This window comes from Nonomuraea sp. NPDC005730 (genome assembly GCF_040630865.1).
Taxonomy (GTDB): domain Bacteria; phylum Actinomycetota; class Actinomycetes; order Streptosporangiales; family Streptosporangiaceae; genus Nonomuraea.
Map to the genome: position 1 here is coordinate 30,399 of NZ_JBEXYK010000028.1, position 24,510 is coordinate 54,908.

Annotated in this window: 25 protein-coding genes; 15 read left to right on the plus strand and 10 right to left on the minus strand. The window is 71.1% G+C overall.

Going from position 1 to position 24,510, the window contains the following annotated elements; genetic code table 11:
• Positions 1-34 precede the first annotated feature (34 nt).
• Positions 35-1,306 carry a glycosyltransferase family 4 protein gene (locus ABZ444_RS28085; RefSeq protein WP_357973480.1) on the minus strand — a complete coding sequence of 424 codons (1,272 nt, stop codon included), beginning with the start codon at positions 1,304-1,306 and terminating at the stop codon, positions 35-37.
• 266 nt (positions 1,307-1,572) lie between these two features.
• Here ABZ444_RS28085 and ABZ444_RS28090 point away from each other — a divergent pair, with 266 nt between their 5' ends.
• The 3 genes from ABZ444_RS28090 (at position 1,573) to ABZ444_RS28100 (ending at position 4,109) form a co-directional block, all read left to right on the plus strand.
• Positions 1,573-2,601, plus strand: coding sequence for a GDP-mannose 4,6-dehydratase (locus ABZ444_RS28090; RefSeq protein WP_358002907.1), 1,029 nt, complete (start codon positions 1,573-1,575; stop codon positions 2,599-2,601).
• Positions 2,602-2,719: 118 nt separating this feature from the next.
• Positions 2,720-3,277 carry a helix-turn-helix domain-containing protein gene (locus ABZ444_RS28095; protein ID WP_358002910.1) on the plus strand — a complete coding sequence of 186 codons (558 nt, stop codon included), beginning with the start codon at positions 2,720-2,722 and terminating at the stop codon, positions 3,275-3,277.
• Complete coding sequence (locus tag ABZ444_RS28100) at positions 3,270-4,109, plus strand: SRPBCC family protein (RefSeq protein WP_358002913.1); 840 nt, start codon at positions 3,270-3,272, stop codon at positions 4,107-4,109. The genes ABZ444_RS28095 and ABZ444_RS28100 overlap by 8 nt, the downstream gene beginning before the upstream one ends.
• Positions 4,110-4,119: 10 nt before the next feature.
• Here the strand turns inward: ABZ444_RS28100 and ABZ444_RS28105 are convergent, their stop codons facing one another.
• Entirely contained in the window at positions 4,120-4,593 is a 474-nt protein-coding gene (locus ABZ444_RS28105) for a MarR family winged helix-turn-helix transcriptional regulator (protein ID WP_358002917.1), read from the minus strand.
• A gap of 76 nt (positions 4,594-4,669) precedes the next feature.
• Here ABZ444_RS28105 and ABZ444_RS28110 point away from each other — a divergent pair, with 76 nt between their 5' ends.
• From ABZ444_RS28110 to ABZ444_RS28120, 3 genes are all read left to right on the plus strand, one after another.
• Positions 4,670-5,557, plus strand: coding sequence for an LLM class flavin-dependent oxidoreductase (locus tag ABZ444_RS28110; protein ID WP_358002920.1), 888 nt, complete (start codon positions 4,670-4,672; stop codon positions 5,555-5,557).
• A gap of 305 nt (positions 5,558-5,862) precedes the next feature.
• A complete protein-coding gene (locus tag ABZ444_RS28115) occupies positions 5,863-6,504 on the plus strand; it encodes a hypothetical protein (RefSeq protein ID WP_358002923.1) in 642 nt (213 codons plus the stop codon).
• Positions 6,501-6,683 (plus strand): hypothetical protein, encoded by a 183-nt coding sequence (locus tag ABZ444_RS28120; protein ID WP_358002926.1) that lies wholly within the window; start codon positions 6,501-6,503, stop codon positions 6,681-6,683. Before ABZ444_RS28115 ends, ABZ444_RS28120 begins: the two co-directional genes overlap by 4 nt.
• A 35-nt stretch (positions 6,684-6,718) precedes the next feature.
• Here ABZ444_RS28120 and ABZ444_RS28125 read toward each other — a convergent pair whose 3' ends face one another.
• The 3 genes from ABZ444_RS28125 to ABZ444_RS28135 form a co-directional block, all read right to left on the minus strand.
• Entirely contained in the window at positions 6,719-7,903 is a 1,185-nt protein-coding gene (locus ABZ444_RS28125) for a cytochrome P450 (protein WP_358002929.1), read from the minus strand.
• A gap of 406 nt (positions 7,904-8,309) precedes the next feature.
• Complete coding sequence (locus ABZ444_RS28130; RefSeq protein WP_358002932.1) at positions 8,310-8,993, minus strand: response regulator transcription factor; 684 nt, start codon at positions 8,991-8,993, stop codon at positions 8,310-8,312.
• Positions 8,994-9,038: 45 nt separating this feature from the next.
• Entirely contained in the window at positions 9,039-10,190 is a 1,152-nt protein-coding gene (locus tag ABZ444_RS28135; RefSeq protein WP_358002935.1) for a sensor histidine kinase, read from the minus strand.
• A 125-nt stretch (positions 10,191-10,315) separates the two neighbouring features.
• On the opposite strand from ABZ444_RS28135, the gene ABZ444_RS28140 reads away from it, so the two are divergent.
• The 9 genes from ABZ444_RS28140 to ABZ444_RS28180 all read left to right on the plus strand — a co-directional run bounded on the left by ABZ444_RS28140 (position 10,316) and on the right by ABZ444_RS28180 (position 19,217).
• A complete protein-coding gene (locus tag ABZ444_RS28140; RefSeq protein ID WP_358002938.1) occupies positions 10,316-11,137 on the plus strand; it encodes a type II CAAX endopeptidase family protein in 822 nt (273 codons plus the stop codon).
• Between the two features lie 472 nt (positions 11,138-11,609).
• On the plus strand, positions 11,610-12,455 hold the full coding sequence (locus ABZ444_RS28145; protein WP_358002941.1) for a fumarylacetoacetate hydrolase family protein: 846 nt from the start codon (positions 11,610-11,612) through the stop codon (positions 12,453-12,455).
• Positions 12,455-13,744, plus strand: coding sequence for an L-fuconate dehydratase (locus ABZ444_RS28150; RefSeq protein WP_358002944.1), 1,290 nt, complete (start codon positions 12,455-12,457; stop codon positions 13,742-13,744). The genes ABZ444_RS28145 and ABZ444_RS28150 overlap by 1 nt, the downstream gene beginning before the upstream one ends.
• Entirely contained in the window at positions 13,741-14,484 is a 744-nt protein-coding gene (locus tag ABZ444_RS28155; protein ID WP_358002947.1) for an SDR family oxidoreductase, read from the plus strand. The genes ABZ444_RS28150 and ABZ444_RS28155 overlap by 4 nt, the downstream gene beginning before the upstream one ends.
• Before the next feature lie 6 nt (positions 14,485-14,490).
• A complete protein-coding gene (locus tag ABZ444_RS28160) occupies positions 14,491-15,531 on the plus strand; it encodes a sugar ABC transporter substrate-binding protein (RefSeq protein ID WP_358002950.1) in 1,041 nt (346 codons plus the stop codon).
• Positions 15,531-17,012, plus strand: coding sequence for a sugar ABC transporter ATP-binding protein (locus ABZ444_RS28165; RefSeq protein ID WP_358002953.1), 1,482 nt, complete (start codon positions 15,531-15,533; stop codon positions 17,010-17,012). The genes ABZ444_RS28160 and ABZ444_RS28165 overlap by 1 nt, the downstream gene beginning before the upstream one ends.
• The gene (locus ABZ444_RS28170) at positions 17,009-17,998 is read left to right on the plus strand and encodes an ABC transporter permease (RefSeq protein WP_358002956.1); all 990 of its coding nucleotides are present in this window, start codon (positions 17,009-17,011) and stop codon (positions 17,996-17,998) included. Before ABZ444_RS28165 ends, ABZ444_RS28170 begins: the two co-directional genes overlap by 4 nt.
• On the plus strand, positions 17,998-18,303 hold the full coding sequence (locus ABZ444_RS28175) for an L-rhamnose mutarotase (RefSeq protein ID WP_358002959.1): 306 nt from the start codon (positions 17,998-18,000) through the stop codon (positions 18,301-18,303). The genes ABZ444_RS28170 and ABZ444_RS28175 overlap by 1 nt, the downstream gene beginning before the upstream one ends.
• The gene (locus ABZ444_RS28180) at positions 18,300-19,217 is read left to right on the plus strand and encodes an aldo/keto reductase (protein ID WP_358002962.1); all 918 of its coding nucleotides are present in this window, start codon (positions 18,300-18,302) and stop codon (positions 19,215-19,217) included. The genes ABZ444_RS28175 and ABZ444_RS28180 overlap by 4 nt, the downstream gene beginning before the upstream one ends.
• Positions 19,218-19,252: 35 nt before the next feature.
• On the opposite strand, the gene ABZ444_RS28185 is transcribed toward ABZ444_RS28180, so the two are convergent.
• The 5 genes from ABZ444_RS28185 to ABZ444_RS28205 all read right to left on the minus strand — a co-directional run bounded on the left by ABZ444_RS28185 (position 19,253) and on the right by ABZ444_RS28205 (position 24,491).
• Positions 19,253-20,524: a S1 family peptidase gene (locus tag ABZ444_RS28185; RefSeq protein ID WP_358002965.1), complete on the minus strand. Its 1,272-nt coding sequence runs from the start codon at positions 20,522-20,524 to the stop codon at positions 19,253-19,255.
• Between the two features lie 102 nt (positions 20,525-20,626).
• Positions 20,627-21,574, minus strand: a complete 948-nt coding sequence (locus ABZ444_RS28190; protein WP_358002968.1) for a DNA polymerase ligase N-terminal domain-containing protein — start codon at positions 21,572-21,574, stop codon at positions 20,627-20,629.
• Between the two features lie 38 nt (positions 21,575-21,612).
• Positions 21,613-22,287, minus strand: a complete 675-nt coding sequence (locus tag ABZ444_RS28195) for a FadR/GntR family transcriptional regulator (protein WP_352322012.1) — start codon at positions 22,285-22,287, stop codon at positions 21,613-21,615.
• A 25-nt stretch (positions 22,288-22,312) separates the two neighbouring features.
• A complete protein-coding gene (locus tag ABZ444_RS28200) occupies positions 22,313-23,338 on the minus strand; it encodes an MBL fold metallo-hydrolase (protein WP_358002971.1) in 1,026 nt (341 codons plus the stop codon).
• 37 nt (positions 23,339-23,375) lie between these two features.
• A complete protein-coding gene (locus tag ABZ444_RS28205) occupies positions 23,376-24,491 on the minus strand; it encodes a steroid 3-ketoacyl-CoA thiolase (protein WP_358002974.1) in 1,116 nt (371 codons plus the stop codon).
• Positions 24,492-24,510: the final 19 nt, after the last annotated feature.

The following is a 24,510-nucleotide window of genomic DNA, read 5'->3' on the forward strand; positions in this document are numbered from 1 at the left end:
CCTTGATCAGCTCTTGGGGCTTTTCGTTCGGGGGTCAGCGGCGGCCCTTGTGCGCCGCCATCGCCTCGCGGTACGCCTCGACCGTCCGCTTGGCGACGACGTGCCAGGTGTAGCGCTCCATGACCCGGTCGTAGCCGGCCTTGCCCACCCGCTCGCGCTCCTCGGGGGAGTCGTGCAGGCGGCGCAGCACGGCCGCCAGCTCCTCGGCGTCGCCCGGCGGGACCTGGACGGCCGCGTCGCCCACGACCTCGGGCAGCGCGCCCGTACGGCTGGCCACCAGGGGTGTGGCGCAGGCCATGTGCTCGACGGCGGGCAGCGAGAAGCCCTCGTACAGCGAGGGGACCACGGAGATCTCCGAGGTGGCGATCAGCTCGCCCAGCTCGTCGTCGGAGATGCCGTGGACGAAGCGCACCCGGTCCTGCAGCGACAGCTCCTGGACGAGCCGCTCGGTCGGGCCGCCGGGGGTGGGCTTGCTGACCACGGTCAGGTTCACGTCGCGTTCGGTGGCGAGCTTGGCGACCGCGCGCAGCAGCGTGGCCACGCCCTTCATCGGCGAGTCCGCGCTGGCCACCGCGACGATCGAGCCCTTGCGGCGGGGCTTGTCCGGGCGCGGGTGGAAGTAGCGGGTGTCCACGCCGAGCGGGATCAGCCGCATGTTGGCCTGCGGGACGTTGAAGTCCCGGTGGATGTCGGCCAGCGACGACTCGCTGACGGTGAGGATCGGGCTGAGCCGGGGGGCGACGCGGGACTGCATCTTCACGAACCCGTACCAGCGGCGCATGGTGAGCTTCTTGTAGCCCGTGGCGGCCTCCAGCTCGATCCGCCGGTCGACGCTGATCGGGTGGTGGATCGTCCCGACCACGGGGAACAGCTTCTGGATGCCGAGCAGGCCGTAGCCCAGGGTCTGGTTGTCCTGGACGACGTCGAAGTCGCCGACGCGCTTCTTCAGCTCGCGGTAGGCGCGCAGGGTGAAGGTGAGCGGCTCGGGGAAGCCGGCCGTCCACATGGTGCCGACCTCCAGGAGGTCGATCCAGTCGCGGTACTCGGCCAGCTTCGGGGTCCTGAACGGGTCCTCGTCCCGGTAGAGGTCGAGGCTGGGCACCTCGCGCAGGACGACGCCCTCGTCCAGCTCGGGGTAGGGCGGACCGGAGAACACCTCGACGTGGTGGCCGAGCGCGACCAGTTCACGGCTCAGGTGCCGGAGGTAGACGCCCTGCCCGCCGCAGGTGGGCTTGCTGCGATAGGACAGCAGCGCGATCCGCAGCGCCTCGCTCACGGACACCCCTTTCTCCGCCGGTAGGCCCATGTTTTCTGCGGTAAGGCCCCAAGAGGCGGGCGTGTACCGTGAAAGATGACCTTAGTCCGAGAAGGCTACCATTCGGTAGGTCACCTGGAATTGTTCACAACAGTCTCCACAGGCCGTGCGAACTGCGACATTAAGGTAACCGAGCGTGGTTCGGTGGAACAGGTTCTAGTTGGCTTTGGTGCTGCGTCCAGGCGCTTAGCTGTACATTCCCGTCCCAAAGGGACGCGGTGCGGGCCACCGTACCTACGTGATAGTTGGAGGACCCCTTGGCCAGGCGCGCTCTGATCACCGGCATCACCGGCCAGGACGGTTCCTACTTGGCCGAGCACCTGCTCGACCAGGGGTACGAGGTGTGGGGGCTGGCCCGCGGGCAGGCCAACCCGCGCGTCTCGCGCATGCGCAAGCTGCTGGCCGACGTCCAGGTGGTCCGGGGCGACCTGCTGGACCAGGGGTCGCTGATCTCCGCGGTGGAACGCGTTCAGCCGGACGAGGTGTACAACCTGGGGGCGATCTCGTTCGTGCCCATGTCGTGGGAGCAGGCCGAGCTGACCGCCGAAGTGACCGGGATGGGCGTCCTGCGGATGCTTGAGGCGATCCGGGTGTGTTCGGGCGTGTCGCGGGGCGGGGGATCGTCGTCCCCGGGGCAGATCCGCTTCTACCAGGCCTCGTCCTCGGAGATGTTCGGGCAGGTCACCGAGACCCCGCAGAACGAGCGCACGGCCTTCCACCCGCGCTCGCCGTACGGGGTGGCCAAGGCGTACGGGCACTTCCTCGCGCAGAACTACCGCGAGTCGTACGGGATGTTCGCGGTGTCGGGGATCCTGTTCAACCACGAGTCGCCGCGGCGCGGCGCGGAGTTCGTGACCAGGAAGGTCACCCTCGGGGTGGCCCGGATCAAGCTCGGCCTGGCCACGGAGCTGCGGCTGGGCAACCTGGAGGCGCGCCGCGACTGGGGCTACGCGGGCGACTACGTCAAGGCGATGCACCTGATGCTCCAGGCCGCCAACCCCGAGGACTACGTGATCGGCACCGGGCGGATGAAGTCGGTGCGGGAGCTGGTGGAGGCCGCCTTCACGGCCGCCGGGCTGGACTGGGAGCGGCACGTGGTGGTCGACCAGGCGCTGCACCGCCCGGCGGAGGTGGACCTGCTGTGCGCCGACCCGAAGAAGGCGCGGGCGCAGCTGGGGTGGGAGCCGCGGGTGTCGTTCGACGAGCTGGTCGCGATGATGGTCGAGAGCGACCTGCGCCTGCTGTCCGCCGGCGGCGACCCCGACCAGGACAGCTCCTGGCCCTAGAGCCGGTTCGGCACCCTCTGGCCCGCCCGATCCGGTGCGGGCCTTTTTTGCTGCTCACGGCTGCTCGTGGTCTGTCCCATTGACAAAGAGGATTTTTACGTAAAAGATTGTTTTTGCGATGAGAGATGTCCTGTATCTGGAACAGATCGAGCAGGCCGAGGCGCTGCTCAAGCCGCAACGGGTCGAGGTGCTGAGGCAACTGGCCGAGCCGCGTACGTGCTCGGAGGTCGCCGAACGTCTCGGGCAGACGCCGCAGCGGGTCTACTACCACGTCAAGCGGCTGGTCGAGGCCGGTCTCGTGGAGCTGGTGTCCGAGCGCAAGGTGCGCGGCGTCCACGAGGGCATCTACCAGGCCGGCGCCCGGTCGTACTGGTTGTCGCCGCGGCTGGTCGGGCGGATCGGGCTGCGCAAGGCGCGCGACGAGCTGAGCCTGGGCTACCTGCTCGACCTCATGGAGGAGGTCCAGGCCGACATCGCCGCGCTCGACCGGGACGCGCCCGAGTTGCCGTCCATCGGCCTGTCCGGAGAGATCCACGTACGTCCGGAGAGCCGCCAGGAGTTCCTGAACGACCTGCAGGGCATGCTGCAGGAGCTTTTCACTCGTTACGGCGGCGCTGAGGGTGACGCCTTCAAGCTCGCCGTCGCCTGTTACCCCAAGGGAGAAGAGCATGAGTGAGCCGATGATCGCAAAGGTCCGCGTTCAGGCGCCGGTCAAGGAGGTGTGGCACGCGATCACCGATCCGGCCGAGGCGCGGGTCTGGCTGGCCGAGCACGCCGAGGTGGACCTGCCGGACCGGTTCGAGTTCTGGGGGCGTACGACGCCGGAGGGCGACGCGCCGCACCAGCGGGTCCTGTCGGCCGACGAGCGCGGCGTGCGGTTCGCCTGGCTGCTGGACGGCGTCGAGACGACCGCCGAACTCGCGGTCGAGGAGGACGGCGAGTCGGCGACGATCGTCTCGGTGTCGCAGTCGCACTTCGACTTCCAGGACGTCGTCACCGGCGCCAGCATCCGGGGCGTGCTGCAGACGTACTGGTTCCAGGTGCTGGCCAGCCTGGCCGAGCACGTCGAGGGCCGCCCGCTCACGCCGCGCGCCGACTTCACCGCGCGCGAGCTGCGCGCCGAGGTCACCATCGACGCGGCGCCCGCCCAGGTCTTCGAGTCGCTGGTCGACTCCGGGACGGTGACCAAGTGGTTCGGGATGCCGATCGAGATCGAGCCGTACGTCGGCGGCCGGTTCGCCATGGGCGGGTTCGCGAACGACCCGTCGCCGGCCAAGGTGCTGGAGCTGGAGCCGGAGCGCCGGTTCTCCGTCGACTGGGGCGGCCCGGGGGTGAGCTCCTGGGAGCTCGCCGGGTCCGCCGGCCGGACGCGGCTGACGCTCGTGCAGAGCGGCTTCGACGCCGAGCGCCCGCCGTACGCGGCCTGGGGCGGGATGCTGTCCGGGGTGGCGGAGCTGCGGCGTTACCACGAGGTGCCGGACTGGCGTCCGATGTGGGTCGAGGCCTGACCGCGCCGGGTCACCCTGGTCTGTCCTGCTCGCCGTCCGGCAGGTGGTCCAGGACGGTCTCGGCGATCGTGGCGAGCACCTCGATCTGCTCCCGCGAGAGCAGGTCGATGAAGTGCCTGCGCACGGACGCCACATGGGCGGGCGCCGCCTCCTGGATGGCCCGCAACCCTCCGTCGGTCAGCACGACCACGGCCCCGCGCGCGTCCCCCTCGAACCCCTCCCGGGTGACCAGCCCGCGCTGCTCCATCCGCGAGATGTGCCGGGAGAGGCGGCTCTTCGACCAGAGCATGCGGTCGGCCAGCGCGGTGAGCCGCCACCGGTGGCCGGGCGTGGAGGTCAGCGCGGACAGGACGTCGTAGTCGGGCGCCGACAGCCCCGAATCGCTCGCGAGGTCGCGGTTGACCTGGGCGTCCAGCAGCAGGCGCATCCTGCGATAGCCGATCCAGGCCCGGAACTCGGCGTCGTCCAGCCAGTTGGGCTCCATGGCCCGGGAGTTTAGTTGACGTGTAACCGACCTCCGCTCTAGGTTTACATGTAAACCAATGCGGAGGAGGCGGGTCGTGTTCGGACTGGGCATATCGACGTCGGCGGCGCCGGGGGCCGATCCCGTGGGCGACGCCCGCGCGGCCGAGGAGCTGGGCTTCGACTTCGTCTCGGCCTCGGATCACCCGTGCGGCGGCGAGCCCACGTACGAGCTGTGGACGATGCTGACCTGGGTGGCCGCCGCCACCTCGCGGATCAGGGTGGCGACGCGGGTGCTGGGAGTGCCGTACCGGCCGCCCGCGATGGTCGCCAAGATGGCCGAGACGCTGCACCGGCTCTCCGGCGGCCGGCTGATCCTCGGCCTCGGGGGCGGCTACTCCGACGAGGAGTTCCGCGCGTTCGGGCTCGGGGTGCCGACGCCCCGCGAGAAGGTGGACGGCATGGTCGAGGCCGTCCACGTCATCCGCGGCCTCTGGTCCGAGTCGGACTTCACTTACGAAGGCTCCCGCTACCGCACCGATCGGGCCACCATCGAGCCCAAGCCCCTCAGCCCCATCCCGATCTGGCTGGGCACGTACGGGCCGCGCGCCCTCGACGCCACCGGCCGGCTGGCGGACGGCTGGATCCCGTCCCTGGGCTTCGCGCCGCCGGAGCGGGCGGCGGCCATGAGGGACCGGATCCTGTCGGTCGGTCGCGCCGTCGAGTGCGTCTACAACGTCACCTTCCGCATCGGCGCCCCCTCCGAGGGTGACGGCGTGGGTGACGGTGTGGGTGACGGCGTGGGTGACGGTGTGGGCGACGGCGTGGTCGCCGGTTCGGTGGCTGAGGTGACCGACCGCCTGGCGGCGTTCGTGGACCTGGGGTTCACGTCGATGAACTTCACGCCCCTCGGCCCCGACCCGCGCGCCCAGGCCGAACGCCTGGCCGAGGACGTCCTGCCCGCCCTGCGCGCATTGGCCTCCTGACCGGCGGCGGCCTCCCCGAGAAGGCGATCCGGGCCCGCGGCGAAGCATGGGTGACCGTCCACCACTTCGTGAAGGCAGCCTGATGACGGCGAGAACGTGATCGCCGAAGCGGGCGAACAGCTGACCGACGCCGAGCCGGCCGCCTGCCGGCCGGACCGACCAGCCCCCGCGATGACGGCCCGTCGGCTGAAGTGATCAGCCTGCGCGGTGACGCGGCGGACCGTCGAGTGAGCAGTCGGAGGGATTGTCCACAGAACGGCGTTCGGCTCTGCGGGGGTCGGGGTGAGGCCGTCACGCTGGACCCCGTGAACGCCGCACTCTCGTTGCTCGGCCGCGCCGAGCGCATCACCCGGTCCTGCCGGCAGGCCGTCGTCTGCCGGCAGACGGCCGCACACGTCTGGGGCCTGAGCGTGCTCTCCGTCCCCGACGCCGACTGGCCGGTGGAGGTGATCGCCCCCGCCCACCTGGCGATCCCCGGCTGCGTCACGTACGTGGGCGAACCGCCCGCCGACGACGTCACCGACCACCGGGGCGTCCGGCTCACCACCATGGCGCGCACGGCCCTCGACTGCGCCCGGTCGTTGCCGCGTCCGGAGGCGGTGGCGGCGCTCGACCAGTTCGCGCGGCGGGGCGTCGACATGGAGGCGTTGTGGCGTCGTCCGCTCAACTCCTGGCGGCTGCGCGACACGCTGAGCCTGGCCGACGGGGGCGCCGCCTCGCCCCGGGAGAGCTGGCTGCGGGTCGTCCTCGTCGACGGCGGCCTGCCCAGGCCCGCCACGCAGCTCGCCGTGCCCTTGGCGGCGGCCGGCGCGCCTACCTCGACCTGGGGTGGGAGCCGTACCAGGTGGGGGTCGAGTACGACGGCCAGGAGCACCACACCTCGCCGGCGGACCGGCGGCGCGACGCCGTCCGCCGCGAGGAGCTGCGGCGGCTGGGCTGGCGCGTGATCGCCGTACGCCGTGACGTCATCCCCGGCCAGATCGCCGGCCTCCTCCGGCACGTCGCCGACGCGTTGATCGAGCGCGGCTGGCAACCCGGCCCGGAGGGCACGGTCCGCGTCCTGCGCCAGATCCGCGCGGCCCGCCGCGGAACCGCTCGCCATCCCCGGCACCGGCGGTTCTCGTGAGGGCGTCCCCGGTGCCTGGGAGGGGTTCGGCGGGGTCAGGCGATCGTGACCGGGAGCTCCTTGATGCCGTTGATGAAGTTCGAGCGCAGGCGGCGGGCCGGGCCGGCCTGGCGGATGCGCGGCCGGCGCCTGGCCAGCTGCTCGAACAGGACGCGCAGTTCCAGCTTGGCGAGGTGGTTGCCGAGGCAGAAGTGCGCGCCGCCGCCGCCGAAGCCGATGTGCGTGTTGGGGGTGCGTCCGATGTCGAAGACCTCCGGGTCCGGGAAGACGGAGGCGTCCCGGTTGGCGGAGGAGTAGAAGACCACGACCTTGTCGCCGTCCTTGATGGGCTGCCCGCCGAGCACCTGGTCCGCCATGGACGTGCGCCGGAACAGGTTGACCGGCGAGACCCACCGGACGATCTCGTCGGCCGCCGTCCTGGCCAGCGTGGGGTCGGCCACCAGGCGGTCCCACTGGTCGGGGTGGTCGAAGAGGGCGAGCATGCCGCCGGAGGCCGCGTTGCGGGTGGTCTCGTTGCCCGCGACGATCAGCAGCAGGACGAACAGGTCGAACTCGTCCTCGCCGAGGGTTTCGCCCTTGTCGTCGGGCTGGAGGAGCTTGGTGATGATGTCGTCCTTGGGGGCGGCTCTGCGCTGCGCCGCGAGCTCGTTGGCGTAGGCGTACACCTCCATGGCTGCGCCGGAGCCCTCCTCGGGTGTCGCCGCGTAGTCGGGGTCCTGGGCGCCGATCATGCGGTTCGACCAGGAGAACAACTTGTCGCGGTCGGTCGCGGGAGCGCCGAGCAGCTCGCAGATCACGTACAGGGGGAGGGGGGCGGAGATCTCGGTGACGAAGTCCACCTCGCCGGAGCACTTGTCGAGCAGGTCGTCGCAGATGTCGCGGATGTGCTGTTCGAGGGCGCCGATCGTCCGGGGTGTGAAGCCCCGGTTGACCAGGGAGCGCCGCCTGGTGTGCTCGGGCGGGTCCTGGTTGAGCATCATCAGCCGCTGGAGGGCGATCTGGTCCTCGGGCATCTCGTCGAAGAGGGCGAGCTTCTTGGCCGAGGAGAACAGATCGGAGTGGCGGGAGACGTGCACGACGTCCTCGTAGCGGGTGACCGCCCAGAACCCGGGCTCGCCGTCGTGCCGGTGGACGGGGGAGTTGGCGCGGAGCCAGGCGAGCTGTTCGTGGGGTGGGCCGGAAGTCGCGTAACGGTCCCTGTCGACGAGGTCGATATGCACGCGCGGTCACCTCTTGATCAAGCGCTTGGTTTATTCGTACTGAAACGTGTTCTATTACGCCACTGTACGCCCGTCAAGTAGCCCACACCCCGCCACCATCCCCGCCGTCCAGACACCCCGCCATAACCCCGCACCGAACAACCCCCTCACCCCCGACACCTCCTTCCACCCACGCCCCCAAACCAAGCACCACAGCACCGCCGCACCCTGCACCCACATCGCCCCCAACCCGACCTCGCCCCCAAGCCGCCCCCAAGCTCCCGACCCATCCCCGCGCACGGGCCCATCTCCGGGGTGAGGAACGTGCGGACTGTCGTTGGCGGTGCGCGCGGGAGCTCGGCGGCCCCGCCCGTAAGGCCCTTCGGGGGCGGGGCCGGGGGCCGGGGGCCGGGGCCGAGGTGGTCGATCAGGTGGTGGTGTGGTCGGTGGGCCCGGTGTCCTTGGGCGGGTGTCCGCTGTCCTTCAGGTGGAGGGCGAGGCGGGTGCGGTCGGGGATGCCGTACTTGCGTAGCAGGCTTGAGACGTGGTTCTTCGCCGTGCCCTCGGTGATGAGCAGCCGCGCCGCGATCTCCCGGTTCGTGGCCCCTGTGGCGATCAGCTTGGCGACCTCTGACTCCCTGATCGACAGGCGCTCCTGGTGAGGCAGTGCCCTGGGCGCGGCAGGGGTGCGCCGTAGCTCGGTCACCAGACGTGCGGCGACGGGTGAGGCGAGCACCGTCTCCCCGCGGCCGGCCCGGCGGATGGCGTCGACCAGTTCCTCCGGCGTGCAGTCCTTGAGCAGGTAGCCGACGGCCCCGCCGCGCAGGGCGCCGAAGATGTAGTCGTCCTCGTCGAAGGTGCTGAGCACGATCGCGGCCACGCCGAGATGCCCGGCCGACAGCCGGCGGATGAGCTCGACGCCGTCCATCCCGGGCATTCTCGCGTCCACCAGCGCCACGTCCGGCCGGCACCGCGCGGCCACGCGTAGCGCCTGCTCGCCGTCGGCGGCCTCGCCGGCCACCTCGATGCCGTCCTCGATCTCCAGCATCTTGCGCAGCCCCTGCCGGATCAGCTCCTGGTCGTCGGCCAGCAGGACCCTGATCGTCGTCATGTCACCCCGCCCGCGTCCCGCCGTCCGGCATGTGCTCGCGCCGCGTCATGACGCTACCTCGCCGAGCCGTGCCGGAAGCTCCGCCCGTACCTCGAAGCCGCCTTCCGGGCGGTCGCCCGCGACCAGGGTGCCGCCCGCCGTGCGGGCGCGTTCGGCGAGGGAGCGCAGGCCGAAGCCGTCGCGTGCGTCCGCGCTCCGGCCCGCGCCGTCGTCGGCGACCACCAGGACCACTCGCCCGCCGCCGAAGGTCAGCCGGCCACGGACGTGGCGGGCCCCGGCGTGCCGGACGGCGTTCGTCAGGCCCTCCTGCAGCACGCGGTAGAGCACCAGCTCCACGTCGGGCTCCAGCGGCACCTCCTCGCCCTCGACCGCGAAGGACACCGCCAGCCCCGTACCGTCGAACGAGGCCGCCAGCCGCTCCAGCGCCGCGCTGCTGACCTGGCCCTCCAGTTCGAGCGGGCGCAGGGCCCTGACCCAGCGGCGGGCGTCGGCCAGGGCCGCCACGCTGATCTCCTTGGCCAGCCGCACCTCGTCCCAGGCGGCCTCGGGGCGACGTGAACGTAGGCGTCCGGCGTTCTCCAGGCTGATCTTGATCACGGTCAGGTGGTGGCCGATCGAGTCGTGCATCTCCGCGCCCATCCGCGCCCGCTCCTGCGCGACCGTGAGCTCCCGCACGCGGGCGAGAAGCCGCTGCGCCTCGGCCCTTCTGCGCCGCGCCTCCAGCACGGCCGACGTCATGCCGAGCACGAACGAGGCGGCCACGATGAACGGCACGGCCTGCCCGGCGGCGTGCATCAGACTCCGGTCGTACATGACGATGTCCAAGGTGGACATGAATGCGCTCAGGCAGCCGATGATGACCGCCGCGGCCCGCATGTCGTACACGAACGCGACGTTGGCGATGGCGATGAGCGTCAGCAGCATGTGGGACCCGTCCGATCCCAGCGGTCCCAGCGCGAGGGTCGCCAGCAGGAACACCAGCGCGACCGGACGCCGCCACCCGGTGGCGCGCCGCCAGGGCAGCAGCAGCCACAGCGCGGCCACGAGCGCCAGGACGGCATGGAACACCACGATCTGGGCCGGCGTTCCCGGGTCTGAGGCGTACGCGATCGCAGTGCCCGCGAGCACCACCCAGAACACCACGCTGAACAGGGCCGGCCGGTCGGGGTCACGCAGCCTGGCCAGAGAGGGAGGCATGCCCGACGACTCTAGCCGCGCGCGTGAGGGCCGGGATCCTCCCTCAGGCCCATGACCTTTGTCATGTCCGATTCAGACTCCGGGCTGATGTGCCGACCCGGCCCGGTTACCTAGCGTGTTCTTCCATGAACAGAGCCACCCATCCCGTCTGGGCAGTGCTGATCACCGTGGCCGCCACGTTCGCGCAGGTCATCGTCGGCACCGCCCCTGCGACCCTGCTGCTGGCCTCCGACCATCCCCTCTACCGGCCGCTCGGCATGATCGGCATCACGCTGGCCGCGCTCGGGCTGGTCTATCTGATCCGGCGTTTCCTCGGCGGCCAGTCCTGGGCCGGGGTGGGCATGGAACGGTCCCGGCGGGCCGTGCCGCAGCTGTTGCTGGGGGTCGTGGCGGGCGCGGTCCCCACGATGGCCGCCATCTTGTTGTCGCTGGCGTTCGGCGTGACGTCCTTGGCGCCGAAAGAGATGATCTTCGCCAATCTGGGGCTGGTGCCGTACGGCATCGCGTTCGCCCTGCTCAGTCAGGCCTTCCCGGAGGAGTTACTGTGGCGAGGGCACCTGTTCGACACGTTGTCGGCCCGGTTGTCGCCGAGAGCCGTGCTGATCGTGGTGTCGGTGGGGTTCGGCGCGCTGCACATCCTCTCCAACAGCCCGGCCGACTCGCCCGCCGAACGGCTGCTCTACATACTGCAGGCCGTCGCACTCGGCTTCGCGTGCGCGGCGGCGCGGGCGCGTACGGGGACGGTGTGGATGGCGGTCGGCGTGCACACCGGCCTGCACACCGGCAACCTGCTCCTCCCGACGGAGGCCGTCCATTACGTCGTGCAACTCGTCATCCTGGCCTGCGCGCTCACCGTCAGCGGGTTGTTACTGCTCCGGCGAGGGAAGGGAGCGCGAGAGCAGGAGGCGTGCCGCCCTGGGCCCAGCACTTACGAGCCGGGCCGCTGAAGTCCTTCGACTCCCGCAGCCGGCTCACCTGCGGGTGCACGTCGTCCGACGACCATGGCACGCACCAGACTTCGACCGTCCGGACGTGGCCGAATGCCCATCCCCGTTCCCCACGTGCACTGCACGCCGACCAGCGTCTCCTGGCCGAATCCGGTCGGACGCTGGTGGGGCGTTCCCGCCGGCGTGACCGCGCCGGAGTTCCCTCGATCCAGGCGTCCGAGTGTGGGGCGGTCAGGGGCTGCGGAGTGGGAAGGGGAGTGAGGGGTACCTCCGATGTTTTTCAAGGTGATGCAAGCGACGAAAGAGGGGAATCTTCGGAGCTCTCGGGGCTGAGGGAGGCGATAGGTCGGGGTTCGAGGTGTCGTTGTGGGTTACGGATCGGATGTATCCGCTTGTACGCCCTTGACACGCGCCGCCATGTCGCAGCAGCATCTGAAGCACAGACATCCGATGAATAAGTGAAGGGTGCGGTGTGAAGCTGCTGCGAGTGGGACCTGTCGGACAGGAGCGGCCGGTGGTGATGGACGCCTCCGGCACCCTGCGCGACATCGGGGAGCCCGAGATCGACGGGGCTTTCCTCGCCTCCGGGGGAGTGGCGCGCGTACGTGACGCGCTGGAGCGCGGCGACCTGCCCGTCGTCGATGCCGCCGGGCTGCGGGTGGGCGCGCCGATCGCCCGGCCGGGCAAGGTGGTCTGCATCGGCCTGAACTACCGCGACCATGCCGCCGAGTCCGGTGCGGAGCCGCCCGCCGAGCCCGTGGTGTTCATGAAGGCCGCCAACACCGTGATCGGCCCGTACGACGAGGTGCTGGTGCCGCGTGGCAGCGTGAAGACCGACTGGGAGGTGGAACTGGCGGTCGTGATCGGCCGGCGGGCCCGCTACCTCGACAGCCGGGACGAGGCCCTCGACGTGATCGCCGGGTACGCGATCTCCAACGACGTCTCCGAGCGCGAGTTCCAGCTCGAACGCGGCGGCCAGTGGGACAAGGGCAAGTCGTGCGAGACGTTCAACCCGCTGGGTCCCTGGCTGGTGACGGCGGACGAGGTCGGCGACCCGCAGAGCCTGGGGTTGCGCCTCCGGGTGAACGGCGAGCCGCGCCAGGACGGCGGCACCAAGGACATGATCTTCGACGTGGCCGAGATCGTGCGGTACCTGAGCCGGTTCATGGTGCTCGAACCCGGTGACGTGATCAACACCGGCACCCCGGCCGGGGTCGCGATGGGCATGCCCGGCCAGCCGTACCTGCGTGCGGGCGACGTGATGGAGCTGGAGATCGACGGGCTCGGCCGCCAGCGGCAGACGGTGGGGCAGGCCTGATGGCGTACAGGATCGTCGCGCTGGAGACGCACGACGTGCGTTTCCCCACGTCGCGGGAGCTGGACGGGTCGGACGCGATGAATCCGGACCCCGACTACTCCGCCGCCTACGTGGTGCTGAAGACCGACGACGGGGTCGAGGGGCACGGGTTCGCGTTCACCATCGGACGCGGCAACGACGTGCAGACCGGAGCGATCCGGGCGCTTGAGCCGTACGTGCTCGGCCGGGACGTCGAAGACCTCGGCGCGCTGTACAAAGAGCTGGTCAACGACTCGCAGCTGCGGTGGCTGGGGCCGGAGAAGGGCGTCATGCACATGGCGATCTCCGCCGTGGTCAACGCCCTGTGGGACCTGAAGGCCAGGCGGGCGGGCAAGCCGGTGTGGCGGCTGCTGGCGGAGATGTCGCCCGAGGAGATCGTCGGGCTGATCGACTTCCGCTACCTGAGCGACGCGCTCACCCAGGACGAAGCCCTCCAGATCCTGAAAAATGCGGAAGGGGGGAAGGAGGAGCGGATCCAGCGGCTCATCGAGACCGGCTACCCCGCCTACACCACCTCCCCCGGCTGGCTCGGCTACGACGACGACAAACTGCGACGCCTCTGCAAGGAGGCCCTCGACCAGGGCTTCGGCCAGATCAAGCTCAAGGTCGGCGCCGACCTCGACGACGACCTGCGCCGCTTCCGCGTGGCCCGCGAGGTCTGCGGCCCCGACTACCCGATCGCGATCGACGCCAACCAGCGCTGGGACGTCGCCTCGGCCATCGAGTGGGTCGGCGCGCTGAGCCCGTACCGGCCGCACTGGGTGGAGGAGCCGACCAGCCCTGACGACGTGCTCGGCCACGCCGCCATCGCCGAGGGCATCAGGCCGGTCGCGGTCGCCACCGGCGAGCACGTCCAGAACCGCATCGTCTTCAAGCAGCTCCTCCAGGCCGGCGCGATCTCCTACCTGCAGATCGACGCGGCCAGGGTCGGCGGGGTCAACGAGAACCTGGCGATCCTGCTGCTCGCGGCCAAGTTCGGCGTGCCGGTCTGTCCGCACGCGGGCGGCGTCGGGCTGTGCGAGCTGGTGCAGCACCTGTCGATGTTCGACTACGTGGCGATCACCGGCACGATGGACGGCCGGGTGATCGAGTACGTCGACCACCTCCACGAGCACTTCGTGCACCCGGTCGTCATCGACCACGGCCGCTACACCGCCCCCATGGCCTCCGGCTTCAGCGCCGAGATGCACGCGGCGTCGATCGCCGCCCACTCCTTCCCCGACGGCCAGGTATGGAGGGCCACGTCATGACGCTCAAGGCCATCGTGACCGGCGGCGGTTCAGGCATCGGCCTGGCCACCGCCACCCTGCTCGCGGCGCGCGGCATGAAGGTCGCCTGCCTCGACCTCGCCCCGCCCGGCGACCCCTTCGTGGGGATCAAGGCGGACGTGGCGGACGACGCGTCCGTGCGGGTGGCGGTGGCCGAGGCCGCGGAACGGCTCGGCGGCATCGACATCGTGATCAACAACGCGGGCGTCGGCGCCCAGGGCACGGTCGAGGACAACCCGGACGAGGAGTGGCGGAAGGTCTTCGAGGTCAACGTGTTCGGCATCGTCCGGGTGAGCCGGGCGGCCCTGCCGTACCTGCGCAGGTCGGAGCACCCGGCCATCGTCAACACCTGCTCGATCGCGGCCACCGCGGGGCTGCCGGACCGGGCGCTCTACAGCGCGACCAAGGGCGCGGTGTTGTCGCTGACCCTCGCCATGGCCGCCGACCACGTCCGCGAGGGCATCCGCGTCAACTGCGTCAACCCGGGCACCGCCGACACCCCGTGGGTGGGGCGGCTGCTCGACTCGGCCGACGATCCGCAGGCCGAACGAGCGGCGCTGAACGCCAGGCAGCCCATGGGCCGCCTGGTCAGCGCCGAGGAGGTCGCCGCCGCGATCGTCTATCTGGCAGGTCCCGAGGCCGCCGCGACCACCGGCACCGCGCTCGCGGTCGACGGCGGCATGCAGGGGCTGCGGCTCCGGCCAACCAACCAAGGAAGGTAACCCCCCATGAAGATCGGTCCGGTGGTCGCGAGCGCGGCCCTGCTGGCGGTCGTCGCCGCCTGCGGCTCCAGCGGCACGAACGGCACCAGCGGCTCCTCGGCGGAAGGGGGAGGCGGCGGCAAGGTGGGCATCGACCACCCGCGCGCCGACTCCGACTTCTGGAACTCCTACATGAAGTACGTCCCGCAGATGGCGACCGAGCTCAAGGCCGACCTGATGCCCGCCACCAACTCCCAGAACGACGTCTCCAAGCTGGTCAACAACGTGCAGGCGCTGGTTGGCCAGGGCGCCAAGGCGATCGTCATGGCCCCCCAGGACACCGGCGCCATCGCCAACACGCTCCAGCAGCTGGAGAACAAGAAGATCCCCGTGGTCACCGTGGACACCCGGCCCGACAAGGGCAAGGTCTACATGGTCGTACGCGCCGACAACCGCGCGTACGGCACCAAGGCGTGCGAGTTCCTCGGCGAGAAGCTCGGCGGCAAGGGCAAGGTCGTGCAGCTCGAGGGCGCGCTCAGCTCGATCAACGGCCGCGACAGGTCCGAGGCGTTCAACGAGTGCATGAAGAGCAAGTTCCCCGGCATCACGGTGTTCAGCGAGCCGACCGAGTGGGAGGGCAGCAAGGCGGCGTCCATGCTCCAGACCCGCCTGGAGCAGAACCCGGACATCAAGGGCATCTACATGCACGCCGGCGGTGTGCACCTGGCCCCGACGCTGCAGGTGCTCAAGCAGAAGAACCTGCTGGTCCCGCCGACCGACCCCAAGCACGTCTTCGTGGTCTCCAACGACGGCATCCCGCAGGAGTTCGAGGAGATCCGCAAGGGCAACATCGACGCCACGGTGTCGCAGCCGGCCGACCTCTACGCCCGGTACGCGATCTTCTACGCCAAGGCGGCGGTCGACGGCAAGACGTTCCAGCCGGGCCCGACCGACCACGGCAGCAACATCATCCAGCTGCCCAACGGCTTCGAGGACCAGCTCCCGGCGCCGCTGGTGACGAAGGACAACGTGGACGACCAGAACCTCTGGGGTAACCAGGTCAAGTGATGAAATATCACGTTGAAGCCCGAAATGTCGTCAAGCGTTTCGGCCCGACCACCGCGCTGAACGGCGCGGAGATCGCCATCGCCGAGGGCCAGACCCACGCCCTCGTCGGCCGGAACGGCGCGGGGAAGTCCACTCTCGTGTCGATCCTCACCGGGCTCCAGCGGCCGGACGAGGGCGAGGTGCTGTTCTCGGGAGAGGCGGCGCCCGCCCTGGCCGACCGCGACGCCTGGCGGCAGCGTGTCGCCTGCGTGTACCAGAAGTCCACGATCATCCCGGCGCTGACGGTCGCGGAGAACCTGTTCGTCAACCGCCAGACCGGCCGCGGCCGGGTGATCAACTGGCGGGCGCTGCGGGCCAAGGCGCGCGAGCTGCTGGACACCTACGAGGTCGACGTCGACCCGCAGGCGCTGGCCGGCGAGCTGGGTGTCGAGCAGCGGCAGCTCGTGGAGATCGCGCGGGCGCTGTCGTTCGGCGCCCGGTTCATCATCCTCGACGAGCCCACCGCCAGGCTCGACGGCCCTGCCATCGAGCGGCTGTTCACCCGCATGCGCTCGCTGCGCGAGCAGGGCGTCACGATGATGTACATCTCGCATCACCTGGACGAGGTGTACGAGATCTGCCAGAGCGTCACGGTCTTCCGCGACGCCCGGCACATCGTGACCCGGCCGGTCGCCGGGTTCCCCCAGGACGAGCTGGTGGACGCGATGACCGGCGAGGCCACGGCCGCCTACGAGGCCCGGCAGCGCGTGCCGGGCGAGGCGGTCGTGTTGTCGGGCGCGGGCCTGTCGCTGACCGGCCGCTACCAGGACGTGGACATCTCGGTCAGGTCCGGCGAGGTCGTGGGTCTGGCGGGCTCGGCGAGCAGCGGCAAGGTCGGCTTGGCCGAGACCCTGGTCGGGCTGCGCAAGCCGGACACGGGCGTGGTCACGATCGACGGCACCCGGGTCAGGCCGGGCGACGTGCCCGCCGCCATGCGTGCCGGGCTCGGGTTCGTGCCCGAGGACCGGCACCACGAGGGTTTCGTGCCGATGTTGTCGGTGGGGGAGAACGCGACCCTGCCGATCGCCCACAAACTGGGCGCCTACGGCATCGTCTCGCCCGCGCGGCGCCGGGCCAGGGCCGTCCAGATGATCGAGAGCCTGGACATCAAGACCGAGGGGCCCGACCAGCCCGTCGGCGACCTGTCCGGCGGGAACGCGCAGAAGGTCGTGTTCGCGCGGGCGCTCGTGGACGACCCGAGGGCGCTGGTCGTGATCAACCCGACCGCGGGCGTCGACGTCAAGGCCAAGCAGGCCCTGCTCGGCGCGGTCGAGGACGCGGTCGGCCGGGGCGCGGGGGCCGTCGTGGTCTCCGACGAGCTCGACGACCTGCGCATCTGCGACCGGGTGCTGGTGATGTTCCACGGCAGGGTCGTCAAGGACGTGCCGCGTGGCTGGACCGACCACGAGCTCGTGGCCGTGATGGAAGGCATACAAGAGTGACCACTTTGACTGCTCCGGCCCCCCGGCTGAGGCTGGCCCGGTTCCGCGACCTGACCCTGGTGCCGGTGATCCTGCTCCTGCTCGTCGTGGGCGCGTTCCTCGACCCGACCTTCCTGACGGCGGGCAACCTGACGAACGTCCTGCAGCAGCAGGCGGCGATCTCGCTGCTCGTGCTGGCCGAGGCGATGATCCTGATCGCCGGGAAGTTCGACCTGTCGCTGGAGTCGACGGTCGGCACCGCGCCCGGCATCGCCGTGATGCTGGTCGTCCCGGCCTCGGCGGGCGGGTTCGGCCTCGGGCTGCCGGGCTGGCTGGTGATCCCGCTGGCCCTGCTCGTGGGCGCGGCCATCGGCGCGTTCAACGGGTTCCTGATCATCAGGTTCCAGCTCTCGGCGTTCATCGTCACGCTGGCCATGCTGATCATCGTGGACGGCCTCCAGCAGGGGCTCACCCAGGGCAAGACGCTGTTCCAGCTCCCCGACTCGATGCTCTACCTCGGCAGCGCCACCTGGCTCGGCCTGCCCGCCGCCATCTGGATCGCCGCGCTGCTGTTCGCCGCCGGCGTCTTCAGCCTGACCTACCTCAGGCTCGGCCGCTCCCTGTACGCGATCGGCGGCAACGCCGACGCCGCCCGCGCCGCCGGCGTCCGGGTGGACCGCGTGCTGTTCGGCGTGTTCGTCCTCGGCGGGATCCTGGCCGCCACGGCCGGCATCCTGGAGACCGGGCGCCTCGGCGCGATCGGCAACGAGATGGGCGACGGCTGGATCTTCATGGTCTTCGCCGCGGCCGTCATCGGCGGCGTCAGCATGGACGGCGGCAAGGGCACCGTCCTCGGCGCGCTGACCGGCGTGCTGGTGATCGGCCTGGTCCAGAACATCCTCACCCTGATCGGGGTCTCCGGTTTCTGGCAACCGGTCATCTACGGTGGCATCATTCTCATCGCACTGATCATCAGCAGGATCGCCGGCGGAAAGGCGCAGGACTGATGGAACGCCTCGCCCTGCGCACCAGGCTCCGGCCCGGGTGCGAGGAGACCTACGACCGGGAGCACGCCGAGATCCCGGCCGCTCTGGAGTCCGCCATGCGCGCCAACGGCGTGATCTCGTGGCGCATCTGGCGCGACGGCCTTGACCTGTTCCACTTCGTGGAGGTCGAGGACTACGCCGCGCTGCAGGCCGCGCTCAAGGACGACCCCGCCGACCAGGCCTGGCAGCGCCAGATGAACCGCCTGCTCGACGGCGACTTCGACAAGTCGGCGGGCGGCCTGCGACAGGTGTGGGAGCTGACGTGATCGACCTGCCCCGCGTCGGCCTCGGCGGCGCCCCGCTCGGCAACCTGTACCAGGCGGTCTCCGGCGAGCAGGCGCGGGCCACGGTCGACGCGGCCTGGGACAGCGGCGTGCGCCTTTTCGACACCGCGCCCCACTACGGGCTGGGGCTGTCCGAGCGGCGCCTGGGCGCCGCGCTCGCGGAGCGGTCGGGCTACGTCCTGTCCACGAAGGTGGGCCGGCTGGTGGTGCCCTCGCAGGTGCGCGACGACGACGAGATGTTCGACGTCCCGGTCGGGCTGGGCCGCGAATGGGACTTCTCGGCCGACGGCGTGCGCGACTCCCTGGAGGACTCCCTGGCCCGGCTCGGCCTGCCGGAGATCGACATCGCGCTCATCCACGACCCCGACGACCACCTGGAGCAGGCGCTGACCGAGGCGTACCCGGCGCTGGCCGAGCTGCGGGAGCAGGGCGTGGTCAAGGCGATCGGTGTCGGGATGAACCAGTGGCAGGCGCCGCTGCGCTTCGTCCGGGAGACCGGCGTCGACGTCGTCATGCTCGCCGGCCGCTACACGCTGCTCGACCAGTCGGGGCTGCCGCTGCTGGACGAATGCGCCGAACGCGGCGTCCGGGTGCTGGCCGCCGGGGTCTTCAACAGCGGCCTCCTGGCCACGCCGGCCCCGTCGGGCACCTTCGACTACGCGCCCGCGCCGGCGCCGCTGCTGGACCGGGCCGCCCGGATCGCCGCCGTCTGCGAGCGCCACGGCGTCTGCCTGCCGCAGGCGGCCATGGCCTTCCCGCTGCGCCATCCGGCGGTCGCCTCGATCGTGCTGGGCGCCCGCGCGCCCGAGGAGGTCCTGGCCAACGCCGCGCTGTGGTCCTGCCCGGTCCCCGAGGACCTGTGGCTGGAGCTGGCCGGCGAGGGCCTGCTGAGCTGACCGCGGCCGGGCCCCCGCCCGGCCGCCGTCCTCGTTCAGTGCACCTGTACGTACGCGCCGAAGGCCAGCGCCACGTCCCACACCCGGGAGAAGACGATCACCCGGCCGCCGTCCAGGCCGCCGCAGGAGACCGGCTTGCTGACGGCCGACGTGATGCCCTGCGCCGCGACGTCGTCGAACCAGTTGGTGTAGGAGTAGACCGGGCCGCCGCTGTCGCCGTGGGCCACGGCGCAGCCGCCGACGACGCTCTTGGCCCTGACCATGTGCTTGACGTACTGCCCGTTCGTGTACGTGCCGCTCCACCCGGTCTCGGTCACCTTGATCAGGCAGTACTCGCCCAGTGACGCCCCCGAGTTGCACACGAAGTTGCCGACGTACGCCTTCCACAACGCGACCACCCGGTTGCTGGTGGAGGCCGCGGGACCGCCGTCGAAGACGTTGGCCGTGGCGTCGGCCAGGACGATCGCGGCGTCCCGCTTGGGCAGCCGCCACTGCAGGTCGCCCATGCGGTTCGCCGGGCTGCCCGAGCCGCCGCCGTCGTAGAAGGAGTCCCAGAACTCCCCGCAGTGGGCGGCGGTCAGGAAGCCGGGATTGCCGTTCTTGTCATAGACGGCGAACCCCGAGGTGCAGCCGGAGCCGGTCCTGGCGTTCCAGGTCCGGCCGCCCGCGTAGTAGCTCGGGACGTCGTCCTGCCTGCTGTAGGCCGGGTCGAAGCGCTCGCCGCGCTCCAGCGTGATCGGCGCGGTGGCGCCGCCGGGCCGCTGGAGCTGGTCGGGGGCGGTGTCCTCGTCCGGGACCGACAGCCGCACGCCGCTCCCGTCGGCCGCCGGGGCGGCGCCCGTCACCTGCCCGGACTCGCTCCACCTGTCGGCCTCGGCGAGGAGGTCGGCGTAGGAGAAGGCGGACGGGAGCACGGAGATCGGAGCGGTCAGCCGGCCCTCGTCGACCAGGGCCCGCACGGGCGCGGGCACCTGGCCCTTCCAGTACAGGCGGACCTCGTGGTTCTCGGGCGCGACGACCACGCCGCCGTACCCGTCGGAGGTCTCGGCCACGGCCGTGACGCGGTCGGCGACGGCGTTCAGCCGGGTCTGCTCGGTGAAGAGCGCGTCCCAGCTCGCGAAGCCGCCGGGGACCTGGCCGCGCGGGCCGGTCGAGTCCCTGGACGGCGGTTTGCCCCCGGCGTCGGCGGACTGCCGGGTGAGGTCGGGGCCGGAGGCGGTGACCGCCGAGGCGGCTCCGGCGCCCAGGAAGGGCACGACGGCGCACGCCAAGATCAGCACCGTCCGGCGTAAGCGGATGTTCTGCATGGATCCCCCCATGTCTGGATGAGGGGCCATCACAGCAGGCGATCCGGCACATCTTCCGCGTCCAAGTACCGCTCCGCGCTGTGCTCTCCGGGCTTGCCGGCCTCAGGAGGGGATGAACAGCCAGTACGTGGACGTGCCGGACTCGTAGCGGGAGTCCAGGCGTTTGGCCACCACGCCGGGCAGACCCTGCTCGCGCGCCGCCTGCCGGACCGCGCCGGCCTCGCCGGGCCACGAGGGGGCGGTCTGCCAGCGGGGGCCGGCCAGCCCCAGCGACTCCAGGGCGGCCCGCCGGTCGGCGAACGGCTCGTCCAGCAGGGAGCGGCCCTCGTCGTACAGCAGGTCGTGCACGACCAGGATCTCGGTTCCGGCCAGCGTGACCACCTCGCCGTCCAGCACCGCCGTCCGGCTGCCGAACGACTCGGCCAGCGGGCGCAGCCAGGGATGCTCGCGGGCGGCCGTCGTGCGTCCGCCGTCGACGGGGACCAGGAGCCGGCGTCCGCCCCAGGCGAACTCGAAGGCGTAGGCGGCGGCGTCCCTGGGCGGCCGGGCGCGCTCGGTGGGCAGCATGGGCTCCACGTCGGGGAACGGGTCGCGGACGGGGGCGTCCATGCGGTGGATCATCCAGTTCTTGCCCCGCGTCCGGAACAGCACGAACCGCCCGGAGGCCCGCCGGCCGTGCAGGACGAACTTGACCTCGCGCTCGGACCACTTCTCGGTCTCGTACGTGCCGGTGTCCCAGACGGTCATGGTGCCGCCGCCGTACTCGCCCTTGGGGATCTCGCCGTGGAAGGTGAGGTACTCCATCGGATGGTCCTCGGTGTGCACCGCCAGGTGGTTGGTGCCGGGGTCGGCGGGCAGGCCCTTGGGGACCGCCCAGGAGGCCAGCACGCCGTCGCGTTCCAGCCGCAGGTCCCAGTGCAGGGACCGGGCGTGGTGCTCCTGGATGACGAACGCGGCGCCGCCACCGTCCTCGGGAGGGGTGGCGGGTACGGGCTCGGGGGTGCGGCTGGGGTCGCGTTTGCTGCGGTATCGCTCCAGTTTGTCGGCCACGACACGGTTACTACCCGGGGAACGGTCGCGCGTGCCGATCAGTCGAGGGCCTTGCGCAGCCACGCCTCCACGCCCGCCACGTGCACGGTGGCCCACGACCGCGCCACGTCCGGCTGACGGGCGGCGATGGCCTCGTAGATCGCGGTGTGCTGCTCGCGGGTCTTCTCCATCGCGCCCTCCTGGGTGAGGCCGCGCCACACCCGGGCCCGAGTGGTCGGACCTGACAGGCTCTCGATGAACGAGCAGAGCACGCTGTTGCCCGACCCGCGCGCGATGCGCTGATGGAACTCCAGGTCGTTGGCGACCAGCTCCTCGACCGTCGGCTGCGCGGGCAGCGAGTCGAGGATGCGCCGCAGCTCCTCGATGTCCTCGTCGCGCATCAGCTCGGTGGCGAGGGCCGTCGCGGCCGGCTCGAGGATGCGCCGCACCTCGAAGAACTGGATCACCGTGTCGTCGCGGTGCAGGTCGAGCACGAACGACATGGTGTCGAGCAGCAGGTGCGGCTCCAGGCTGGTGACGTACGTGCCATCGCCTTGGCGCACGTCGAGCACGTTGATCAGAGCGAGCGCGCGCACGGCCTCGCGCAGCGAGTTGCGCGACAGCCCGAGCCGCTCGGCGAGGTCGGCCTCCTTCGGCAGACGGTCGCCCGGGGTCAGCTCCCCGGAGAGGATCATCTGCTTGATCTTGTCGATGGCCGCGTCGGTGACCGCCACACTCTTCTCCCTAGACATCGGATGTCTAGGAGTCTAGAGCCTGGAAGCGTACGGGATCGACGTCCGGAACGCGGCGGATCAGGCCCCGGGTCTCCAGGGTGCGCAGATGGGCCGCGGCCTCGCCGGCCGCCATGCCGCGCAGCACGGGGGCCAGGTCGTCCCAGGGCCGGTTCCAGGTCATCATCGAGGCGACCTCCCAGATGGTCAGCGGTCGCGACCGCTCGGCCATGAGGGTGCGCAACCGGATCAGCTTCTCCTCGTGATGGTGGCGGATCTCGGCGGCGCGCGCGGCAACATCGGGAAATATCCACTCGTGTGCCGGCAGGGCGTCGAGGGGGCCCAGCTCGCCGACCCGGTCGAGCGAGTCCAGGAAGTCGCCCAGCGGATCGATGTCGTCCCGGTCGTAGGGATAGATCCCGATGTGCGGGGTGATGTCGGGAAGGACGTGGTCGCCGGTGAACAGCCGGTCGGCGTCCTCCAGGTGCAGGCAGATGTGGCCCGGCGTGTGGCCGGGGGTGTGCACGGCGCGTAGCTTGCGGCCCGGCAGCTCCACCAGGTCGCCGTCGCGCAGCTCGCGGTCGGGCAGCGCGGGCGGCGTCGGCCGGGTGCCCATCGCCTCGCGCACCTCGCCGGGGTCGGCGCCGGCCCGCCTGAGCATGTCGGACTGGAAGCTCGCGTGCTCCTCCGCGGCGAACCGGTGCATGAGCCGGACCAGCGCGGCGTCCTCCTCGTGCATGGCGATCCAGGCCCCGGACGCCTCCTTGACCTGCCCGGCCAGCCCGGCGTGGTCGGGGTGGAAGTGGGTGACGACCACGCCGCTCACGGCCGCGACGTCGAGCCCGAGCGCGGCCAGGCCGCCGCTGAGCGCCTCCCAGGCGTCGGGATGGTTCCATCCGGCGTCCACCAGCACCGGCCCGCGCGGCGACTCGACGGCGTAGACGAGCGTGTAGCCGAGCGGGTTGCCCGGGATGGGCACCGGCACGCTCCACACCCCGCCGCCGAGCTCCTGCGGCCGCTGTTCCGAGTACGGCCTGCGCCTGGTCTTCCCCACCGGTTCCCCCGATCGAGCACGTGCGTTGAATGGTGGATCAGGCCAGGCGTTCGAGGATCGTCGCCGTGGCCAGCGCACCGCCCGCGCACATCGTGACCAGCGCGGTGGTGGTGTCGGAGCGTTCGAGCTCGTGCAGGGCGGTGGTGATGAGCCGGGCGCCGGTGGCCCCGACGGGATGGCCGAGCGCGATGGCCCCGCCGTTGACGTTGACCCGGTCGAGGTCGGGCTCGTGCACCGCGGCCCACGAGAGCACCACGGACGCGAACGCCTCGTTCACCTCGAACCTGTCGATGTCGCCCATGGTCATCCCGGCCGCCGTCAGCACCTTCGCGGTCGCCTCCACGGGACCGTCGAGATGATAGTGGGGCTCGGCGCCGACGAGCGCCTGCGCCAGGATGCGCGCCCTGGGCCGCAGCCCCTGCCGGCGGGCCTCCTGCTCGCTCGTCACCAGCACGGCGGCCGCGCCGTCGGAGATCTGCGAGGACGTGCCCGCGGTGTGCAGGGCGCCCTCGGCGACCGGCTTGAGCCCGGCCAGGCTCTCGACCGTGGTCTCGCGTAACCCCTGGTCCCTGCGGACGGATCCGACGGGCACGATCTCCCGCTCGAACCGCCCGTCGGCCCACGCCTTGGCCGCCAGGCGCTGCGACCGAGCGCCGAACCAGTCGAGCCGCTCCCTGGTCAGCCCCCGCCGCCGGGCGATGCGTTCGGCCGCGGTGAACTGGTCGGGCAGGTCGATGCTCCAGTCGTCGGGGCGCGGCCGCGCGGGGCGCACGTTGCTGCCGAGCGGCGCCCTGCTCATCATCTCGACCCCGCATCCGACGCCGGCCTCGATGACGCCCGCCCTGATCATCGCCGCCGCCAGGTGCACGGCCTGCTGCGAGGAGCCGCACTGGGCGTCGAGCGTGGTGACCCCCGTCTGGTAGGGGAGCCCGGCGTAGAGCCACGAGTGGCGGCCGACGTGGCCGCCCTGCTCGCCGGCCTGCGTGACGCAGCCGGCGAACATCTGGCCGACCGTGGCCGGATCGACGCCGGCGCGCTGGACCAGGCCGTTCAGTGCCGCGGCCAGCACCTGCTGCGGCTTGAGCTCCGACAACCATCCCGCCCGCTTGCCGATGGGCGTGCGAACGGCCTCGACGATCACAGGTGTGCCCACAGTCGCCTCCAGAACGTTG

Bases quoted from the DNA above. Each gene is read 5' to 3' on its own strand.
- ABZ444_RS28165 (WP_358002953.1), top strand. From the start codon at position 15,531: ATGAAATATCACGTTGAAGCCCGAAATGTCGTCAAGCGTTTCGGCCCG.
- ABZ444_RS28105 (WP_358002917.1), bottom strand. From the start codon at position 4,593: ATGGAGCCCAACTGGCTGGACGACGCCGAGTTCCGGGCCTGGATCGGC.
- ABZ444_RS28135 (WP_358002935.1), bottom strand. From the start codon at position 10,190: ATGCCTCCCTCTCTGGCCAGGCTGCGTGACCCCGACCGGCCGGCCCTG.
- ABZ444_RS28085 (WP_357973480.1), bottom strand. From the start codon at position 1,306: ATGGGCCTACCGGCGGAGAAAGGGGTGTCCGTGAGCGAGGCGCTGCGG.
- ABZ444_RS28160 (WP_358002950.1), top strand. From the start codon at position 14,491: ATGAAGATCGGTCCGGTGGTCGCGAGCGCGGCCCTGCTGGCGGTCGTC.
- ABZ444_RS28175 (WP_358002959.1), top strand. From the start codon at position 17,998: ATGGAACGCCTCGCCCTGCGCACCAGGCTCCGGCCCGGGTGCGAGGAG.
- ABZ444_RS28095 (WP_358002910.1), top strand. From the start codon at position 2,720: ATGAGAGATGTCCTGTATCTGGAACAGATCGAGCAGGCCGAGGCGCTG.
- ABZ444_RS28140 (WP_358002938.1), top strand. From the start codon at position 10,316: ATGAACAGAGCCACCCATCCCGTCTGGGCAGTGCTGATCACCGTGGCC.
- ABZ444_RS28130 (WP_358002932.1), bottom strand. From the start codon at position 8,993: ATGACGACGATCAGGGTCCTGCTGGCCGACGACCAGGAGCTGATCCGG.
- ABZ444_RS28155 (WP_358002947.1), top strand. From the start codon at position 13,741: ATGACGCTCAAGGCCATCGTGACCGGCGGCGGTTCAGGCATCGGCCTG.
- ABZ444_RS28185 (WP_358002965.1), bottom strand. From the start codon at position 20,524: ATGCAGAACATCCGCTTACGCCGGACGGTGCTGATCTTGGCGTGCGCC.
- ABZ444_RS28100 (WP_358002913.1), top strand. From the start codon at position 3,270: ATGAGTGAGCCGATGATCGCAAAGGTCCGCGTTCAGGCGCCGGTCAAG.
- ABZ444_RS28150 (WP_358002944.1), top strand. From the start codon at position 12,455: ATGGCGTACAGGATCGTCGCGCTGGAGACGCACGACGTGCGTTTCCCC.